At 33.7% G+C, this 6000-nt stretch carries 4 protein-coding genes; all 4 read right to left on the bottom strand.

What is annotated here, in order from left to right; all coding sequences use genetic code 11:
* Positions 1–54: 54 nt before the first annotated feature.
* The 4 genes from BLR93_RS15290 to cas9 are packed head-to-tail and all read right to left on the bottom strand — an operon-like array spanning position 55 to position 5478.
* Complete coding sequence (locus tag BLR93_RS15290; RefSeq protein ID WP_093216410.1) at positions 55–1068, bottom strand: hypothetical protein; 1014 nt, start codon at positions 1066–1068, stop codon at positions 55–57.
* 12 nt (positions 1069–1080) lie between these two features.
* Positions 1081–1374 carry a CRISPR-associated endonuclease Cas2 gene (cas2, locus tag BLR93_RS15285; RefSeq protein WP_093216408.1) on the bottom strand — a complete coding sequence of 98 codons (294 nt, stop codon included), beginning with the start codon at positions 1372–1374 and terminating at the stop codon, positions 1081–1083.
* Between the two features lie 19 nt (positions 1375–1393).
* Positions 1394–2302 (bottom strand): type II CRISPR-associated endonuclease Cas1, encoded by a 909-nt coding sequence (gene cas1 / locus BLR93_RS15280; RefSeq protein WP_093216405.1) that lies wholly within the window; start codon positions 2300–2302, stop codon positions 1394–1396.
* A 14-nt stretch (positions 2303–2316) separates the two neighbouring features.
* Entirely contained in the window at positions 2317–5478 is a 3162-nt protein-coding gene (cas9, locus tag BLR93_RS15275) for a type II CRISPR RNA-guided endonuclease Cas9 (protein ID WP_093216403.1), read from the bottom strand.
* Positions 5479–6000 lie beyond the last annotated feature (522 nt).

The raw sequence follows: 6000 nt of genomic DNA, 5'->3' as shown, positions 1-6000 counted from the left end.
TTGTCTCATTACTACCTAAAAACACAGAGTACTAAAACCTCTAATGAAAACATATCAAATCTTTTCATAAATATCTACAATATACTTATAGACCGGCGCATCTATACTCGATTCATCTACATTCAGTTCAAAGTCATACTTCATTCTAAATAACAAAGATACAATTACAAATAAATCAATCGAAGTAAACAATACGACATCTGCATCTGTATAGTTAGAAATAGTAGGATTTAATTCTAATACATCGGCAAAACGATGGAATAAAGTTACTGCTCTGTTTTCCAAATCACTAAAATCATAGTTAACGGGACTATTCCATTCCAACTCTTCAATAAATTCATTCGTAAATATTTGATTGTTACGAATAAAATAGTTCATCCCTATTAATTCATCACTTAAAAACTGTTTCGATTTAGTGATTACAAATACAGGGATATTTTCACTAAAGATTTGAAGTAACTGATGCATTTCAGTTTGCTCTTTAGGACTAAGATATGTTTCAGGATAGAAGAAAAAGACGATTCCAGGCTGCTTTAAATTGTTAACTAAGTACTTATTTAAAATAGGCAATAGCAACTTATTCTGATGCATAAAGTGGTTCGTCTCACCGAGCATATCAGAACCAAGATCAATTTCTAAAAGTTTAATAAGGGAGTCATAGGTTAGCAAACGGGGCCTAACTGGCAATTCTGAAATTGATTGTTCAATCAGATCCTCAATTAAGACATTAATATTATTTATATAGCCATCTGCTTCTACATTATTTAGCAAATTTTGTTTTACTTGGCCTTTTAGTAAGGACTTAGAACCAAGTTTTGTTTCCTCTAACAATATGTCATTCGTAAACATTAGCGCATGATATCTAGAACTGGCTAGCTCCTCATATTCATTCACTATATCATAGACTCTCACGTCATTTTTCCCTTTACTCCTCGGTTGAAAGAAATCAATAAGAGGTTGTATCAGCGCTCGTTCATTTGTTGTGTAGTTGACAAACAAGGAACTATATTTTCCTATATTCAGCTCATAATCTTCAGCATCTTTCCGAACCAATAATCGTAAATCCAAACATACACCACCTTAGAATTCAATTGTTCTATTTTCCCCCAATATTTCAATATTCTTATCTTCTTCTCCCACCAATATTTTCATTTTTTCAAATTGCTTTTCCGTAATAATAATGGATCGCACATGACCATCCCTGGGGAGGAAACGTTTCACTAGGTGTATGGTACCCTCAGCAGCTTCTTTATTTAGACAGGATTTAACATAGATAGAATACTGCATCATTAAGAAGCCGTGCTTTATTAACTCTTTCCGGAATTTCGAATAGGTTCTTCTTTGTTTTTTTGTTTCCACGGGCAAATCGAACATTATCATGACTCTCACAAATCTAAGGCTGCTCATATAACGCTATTTTTTCTAATGTTGGTAACTTGATTTTTTCTGATTTGCCAGTTTCGAAAAATTCCAGGAAAGAATCAATTGTAATTTCAATGGCTCGAATAAAGGTTTGCATTTTACCATCAATTAATATTTTGGCATGCAACAGGTTGATTAATTGAATGCGATAGTTTTTAGTCAAATATCCTTCAGGTGGATGTTTTATCACAAAGTAGTCGATTATTTGTCGAAAAGGCTCTATGATATCCGAAGCTAAATTATGCGGGTTTCTTTCACCTTTATGGTTGATCCCTAACCCAGAAATCAGGCCTTTGGCCACTACTGTACGCGCTATTGCCGATTGGGCAATAGCATACCCATAGTTAAGTGCAGCATTTTCAATATAGTTTTGGTTGCTCCTTGAATAATTTTCATCAAAAAAGCTATTGAAATAAATACGTGCTGCCTGTCCCTCTATATTGTTTTTATCATTTTGCTCCACACGGCTGGCTAATTCAAATAACTTATTGATTCTATGTTTTTCAACATGATTGCGTTGCATTACCTCTGCTTGATTTTTAACTTTTTTCTTGATGATTTGCTGCCATAGAATATATTTGTTTTCCACCGACCAATTCAATTGTTTTATCATTTGGCGATATTGGAGAGCGTGACCAGTAACAGGCTGAATTACGCACTCCGGTAAAAATTGTTGATTACATAGCAATACCAAAATATTATGCTTCGATAGTTCGATCATGAGACGACTTGTCAGTTTACATGTAAGGTCTTCAATAACAATAGCGAAGATATCATGTAAAGGAATCTTTAATTCATCATCTGATTTCCTTACCTTCAAATTATCCAGTTGTAGCGACAACTGATCCACGTTGGTAATGTGAATGATCCGCCATCCCAACTCCTCACCCCCGGTTACTTTTTAAAGTTGTTCTTCCATTTTTCTTTATTACTAATATACTTATTGCCTAATACATCAGTTGTTATCTTGCAAAAATCTTCCGTATTTTTAGATATATATTTAACGATTCTATTATTCTTAATTCCGTGTTGTTCACAATATTGTTTATAGTCATGTTCCACTGTATTCAGCTCAATTTTGTTAAGCCTATTATTGTTTACGCCTATCAGTCTAAAACGCTCTCCATTCAACTGCAAAATATCATTTTTGTATAAACTGAATTTAAAAGTTGCATGTGGACTAATATTTTTTTCTGTTAATTCTTTGTTATACGCTTCCTTATCTATATGATATCCCTCTTTTTCCTCTTTCAAATTGTTATAGCGGACTGTTGCAAATTTGAACTGGTTACCATCCTTATAGACATCCATTCTAAATGGTTTGATAGACAGGTTGATGACTCTTTTATTTTTTGCATGAAATTTATGGGATAAATCATGGTGCTCACTAAGTCTCTGTCCATAATACTTAACCGACTTAATAACAGGTCCATTCCCTTTCTTGCTATATTTCCGCAAATAATCTCCCGTTTCTTCATAAAATTGGTTCAACGGATTTTTCGATTCGCTGTATTGTTCAAATACTTGCTCTAACTTTTCAAAAGTTTTGAAATCATGGTGATACATTAATAAATTTTCCGGAGCTTTTTTCATCATTTTTTTCAACTTATCGTTATCTTTATCATAAATATTTGACAATTTATTTATCACATACTCTTCGTCGCCCTTTGTTCTTGTCGAAAACAAAGTATCATTCATCAGCTGCCTGTTCGGCTTCATATCAACTTTAAAGGAATACTTATAATCGGCGTAATTTTTGATGGCCTTCACTTTACTCATTTTTTCCGTCAAAGCTGCTTTGAATTGTGCTTCTGATAATATTTCTCCTGTTTCCGAGTCAATCATGTGATCATTAGCAAAAATTAAATGATCTGCTTTGAAGGATTTGTGATATTCAAATATGTGATTAGCCATTGCTACAATAAGTGCGTCTTCCGCATGGTGCTTAAAATCTGCTGCACGGTTTTTGGGAAAATCCCATAACTTTCGAAGATAATGAGTGAATGATCCATTGATCGATTTCACTTTTACATTCTGGTTATTTTCAGAGAAGAATTGCTGTAATGTAGATAGTATTTCCCTTGTGGCATAACGGGTATCAACTAAATTTCGGTTGATAAAATCTTTTTGTACGTTGAACTTGTTAATATCCCGCTCTTCCAACAAGTATTCTTTCTTTTTTCGAGACATTTTTTCTGATGACTTTGCAAACTGCAGTACATGGGCTTTGAATTTATCATAATTAGTATCGGTTTTACTGGATTGGAAATATTGAAAAGGGGTGTAATTACCCTTTTTCTGGTTTTCAGCTTTATAAACCAATACTTTATTATTTAGAGAATCATCGAATGAAACAGATTTAGGAATAATGTGATCGATTTCATAATTTTGCGGATTGCTTATTAAATCTTCAATGAAAATAGGTTTTATGGAGTACATGCAAACCCCATCTTGAAGATGCCATAATCTTAACTTATTAAATACACCTTTTGAGGCATCAATATTCATTGATTCCAGTTTTTCACGAACCTGTTTGTTTATAGCTTCATTCTTTTTATTTAAATCCCTAAAAAATTTCTTTTTATCATCGCTGTTTTTCTCTCTTGCCAACTCTATGATAATTTCAGCTGGTACTCCATATTTTTTAATGATGGAATTGATAATACGAACAGATTGTTTAAACGATCTTTTCACAACAGGGGATAAAATATAATCCTCTATTTTAGAAAACGGAATATATTTTCTATTCTCATAATCTACATCTTTCGGCTTGTAGCCGAGCTCTGTAATCAACTGCATTTGGTTTTTCGTAGTTTGCCACAAGTCAGGCAAAATTTTGTTAATCATTTTCAGACTTAAAGAGTGGGTGCCAGAATAACTTAAGTTGCTTAAGTGATCCAATTCCTCCTCATTTAAAGGAATATTGCTGTTTTCAAGTTCCTGTTTAATATCCTTTTTTGATTGGTAGATTGTTAATATTTCCGCAATTTCATCTATTGCTCCGGCACTATTTAAAACAACCGGTTTATTCGTAGCTTTCTTTATTTCGTGATAAGTAGTTAAGGAAGTAAAAAGCGGCTTACCTCTCGTATCGACTCGGAAACCCTTTATATCATGCTCATTTACGCCTAACTCTTTAGCAATCCTTTTTAAAGACACCGATTTACTTTTCTTAAATATGTTGTCTACTATACACTGTTTTTCATTCAGCGTTATCTTGATATTTTCTTCACGATTCAATGTTAAGTTATTTAAATCATTCAGCAGATTAAAAAGCTGCGCTGAATAGGATTCTCTTACAGCCCTCAACTCGTCTGGATAGTAACTGCATGTCCCCATTATATTTTCATACCATTTCTTTATATCTTGCTCCCATCCATACTCACTCCCAAAACCAGGTCCCTCATAGTATTCGCGCCGGTTTTGTAATAATTCTATATATCTCTCAACAAAATCATTGGTAATCTTGGGATTGTGACTTGACTGCGTATCTAGAATACGTGTTGCTTCTTTAATATAATCAGAAGTCTGGAACCTATTTTGATGGCCACGTATTTGCCCTTCCTTATTTAATCGTTCAACCTGTATTTCACATACATACTTATCCTTAAGCAACTTGTTATTTTTTTTAACTTGGTCATAAGTGGATAATTCATTGCTACTTGTTTTTTCTTCATCTGCTATATCTAAATTATGTATTCCTCTTCTCTTAGCAAGATGTATTAAGGCAATGGTTAACTCTTCATCTGTCAAAGCTTCTTTTAAACCTTTTAAACGTAAATGGTAGGGTGTAACGTTATATTTTTGGTAATCCGCGCTATCCACTATTTTCCATATCTGATATTCATCCAATAACTGATACAATCTGTCGATCCGATGCTGTCTTCTTCTAAGTAAGCGTCTTGTTCCGCGATAACTTCTTCTGCTTTCATTAAAGCTTTTATCCGCTTCCGGAAACAACCTAACACCTGCATCGATAATATTTTGATTTTGGTCAATAACACCCCAACCAACAGACCCGATTCCAATGTCCAAACCTAATTTAATCCGCTTCATAGTCCGAACCTCCCTTTCAGCTTTTAGTCTATTATAACTAAATTGCCATTATTTTTCCATTATTCTTGAAATTCAACTTGCGTAATCTCACTATAAGTTCGCTTAAAGTTAAACATCACTTTCTGGTAAGGTAACTTCATCTATTGTTTGTTTTATAACTTAGAATGGAAGTTTAGGAAGCACAAAAAGGACACTTACAATAATGTAAGTGTCCTTTTCCAGACTCTACTAGAGTCAATTCCGGCACAATGGCCTTATTTTAGTAGATTCTGTGTTCTTTGGTAGTAATATAACCCGTCGGTTATATGAGACAATTAAAATATATCATTTTCATCGTAAGCCTGTCAACCAAATATAGGGAAATGCATCTAATTGCAGGCTTTTTCGTTTAGTTTTTAATTCAATTGGAGCTTATTTTTCCCCCATTCCTACCACCGTCCGATAATAGCAGATAAGCAAAGGGGAGTTTCCCCTCGTTTTTTACTATAGAGCACTTCCCCCTTCTGACTGCATGTACCTAGA

The sequence above is a fragment of the Sediminibacillus albus genome (genome assembly GCF_900101125.1).
Taxonomy (GTDB): domain Bacteria; phylum Bacillota; class Bacilli; order Bacillales; family Amphibacillaceae; genus Sediminibacillus; species Sediminibacillus albus.
The sequence above is the reverse complement of the archived record's forward strand: the minus strand, read 5'-3'. Positions and strand labels throughout refer to the sequence as shown.